The 2295-nt window shown below is 63.8% G+C and carries 1 protein-coding gene and 1 pseudogene; both read right to left on the bottom strand.

From position 1 onward, the window contains the following. A pseudogene (locus EOC06_RS41925) lies at positions 1 to 901 on the bottom strand (PAS domain-containing protein); the annotation flags it as partial. 278 nt (positions 902 to 1179) lie between these two features. Continuing rightward, positions 1180 to 2295, bottom strand: a 1116-nt coding sequence (locus tag EOC06_RS07625; RefSeq protein ID WP_128307460.1) for a DUF3458 domain-containing protein, incomplete at its 5' end; no start/stop codon positions are given.

The raw sequence follows: 2295 nt of genomic DNA, 5'->3' as shown, positions 1-2295 counted from the left end.
CATGGCGCATGCGGAACACCTGGTCGATATGGTCGATCTCGCGTGCGACGATTCTGTTGGCGAGCTCGAACAGGTCGCCGTCCTCGGGATGGATGATCTGATCGACCTCGCCGAAGGACAGCATCGTGTCGCAGGGCTTGTAGCCGAGCATGTCGTACATCGAGCGCGACCAGTACATCTTGCCGCGCACCATGTCCCAGTCCCACAGGCCGCAGCGGCCGCGCACCAGCGCCATATCGATGCGCTGATGCGCTTCGATATAGATGCGGTCGGCCGCCTGCGCACGTGCCGCCTGGCCGAAATAGGCATAGAGGATGACGATCAGCACGCCGGCCGTCAGCACGAACAGGGTGACGTTCAGTGAAACGGTCTTGCGCCAGGCATCGAAAACCGCGTCCTGTGGCACCAGGGCCGCCGATGCGCCCTTTCCGCCATTGGCCAGGCTGACCGCCGCGTACCAATCCCGTCCGTCGATGTTGACGTCCATGACGCCGGCACGATCGCCGAACATGAACAAGGGCTGGCCGCCCTCGACGAGGCCGTCGAGCGAATGGCCCTGCCATGGCATTGAGCGCGGCGTCACCGCGACGATCTTGAAAGCGCTGTCGGTGATGACAAGCACATGGCTGCGGCCCATCGCGCCCTGACGGCTGGTGGTCTCCAGCAGATCCTGTATGGCGCCGGGCACCGTTTCCGAGGTGGTGGCGAGCGAACTGGCCAGCTGGCCCGCCGCCAGCGTCAGGATCGCCTTGGCATTGCGCTCGACATCGTCACGCTCGTTCATCAGTGACAGCACGCGCAGCGCCGCGATGACGATCAGGAAGGTGATGATGAGGACGGGTATTGATCGGCGCAGCAGCGGCTCGGCGGCAAGAAGCCGCCGATAGGCCGGTTCGGCGATGAGCCGCGTATTCCCGGCAAGACCGTCGCCGCGCGTCTCACGACGCGCAAAAGCCGTCCCTCCGGGCGCGCCCCACGCGTCCGCCTTCGCCATAAATGGCACTCCCCGAATTTGCCTATGCTGCTTGGTGATCCGGCAAACGCCGCACATCCGAATCGTCAGTAAAGAATCAAAGGTGATTCGCCTTGTCCAGTGGTCCGGCCAAAAAAGATTAAAAATCGACTAAAATAATCGCTTTTACCGACGCTATGCCAGGCGCCGGTAGCTAGGAAAGGCTCCTACGCCAGCGTGCGCTCGACAATATCCCGCAGATCCGCCGACAGGTTTTCGGCGCCGGCGATCGACAGCAGCGCTTCCCTGGCCTTGGCCTGCCGCAAAGGTTCGAGCGAACGCCACGATCTGAGCGCCGTTGCCAGCCTGGCCGCCACTTGCGGGTTGCGCTTTTCAACCTCGAGCACAGTCTGAGCAAAGAACCAGTAGCCTTCGCCGTCAGCACGATGGAAGCCGGTCTGGTTGGCGCTGGAGAAGGTGCCGATCAGCGAGCGAACCCGGTTCGGATTGCCCATCGAGAAGGCCGGATGGTTGGTCAGGGCCTTCACGGTGTCGACGGTTTGCGGCCCCGGAACGCTGGCCTGGATCTGGAACCATTTATCCATGACCAGCGGGTCGGACCCATAGGTCGTCTCGAAAGCCGCCAGCGCCTCGACCGCCTCGGGCGAACCGTGGTGACGATGCGCGAGCACGGCAAGTGCTGCCGCGCGGTCGGTCATGTTGGTCGCCGACTGGAAATGCCTGGCGGCGAGTGCTGCTCCACTCGGCTGTAGCGACAGATAATCCAGCAAGGTGTTGCGCAAGGCGCGTCGTCCGGCGCTCGCCGCGTCGGGGCTGAACGCTGCTTTGTCTGCAAGGCCGCGGTAAAGGCCCGAAAAAACGTCCCGGTTCGCAGTGCCGATCGCCAACGCCAGTGCCTCGCGAGCCGCATAGATAGCATCGGGGTCGATGTTCCGGCCGATGTCGCGGGCGATGTCGGCTTCGCCGGGCAATGCCAGCGCCAGTGCTCGATAGGCCGGCTCCAGCGTCTCGTCGCCGGAGATGCTGCCGGCGAGTTCGATCAGCCGCGGTGCAAAGGCCGGCTGCTTGCCGCCGAGGATCTCGCGGAAGGCGGTGATCAGTGCATCAGTCAGCAATGTATTGAAGGCCTGCCAGCGCGAGAAGGCGTCGCTGTCATGGCGGGCGAGAAAGAACTGGTCGTCGGCTTTCTGCTCGACGGACAATGTCACCGGCGCCGAAAAGCCGCGGTTGAGCGACACGGCCGGGCGCTCGGTGACGCCTGAAAACCGCACCATGTGGCGACGCTTGCGGATATGGATGACGCCGTCCTCGACGCTGGCCCC

Source organism: Mesorhizobium sp. M7A.F.Ca.MR.362.00.0.0 (assembly GCF_004023175.1).
In the GTDB taxonomy this organism is placed as follows: Bacteria; Pseudomonadota; Alphaproteobacteria; order Rhizobiales; family Rhizobiaceae; genus Mesorhizobium.
The sequence above is the reverse complement of the archived record's forward strand: the minus strand, read 5'-3'. Positions and strand labels throughout refer to the sequence as shown.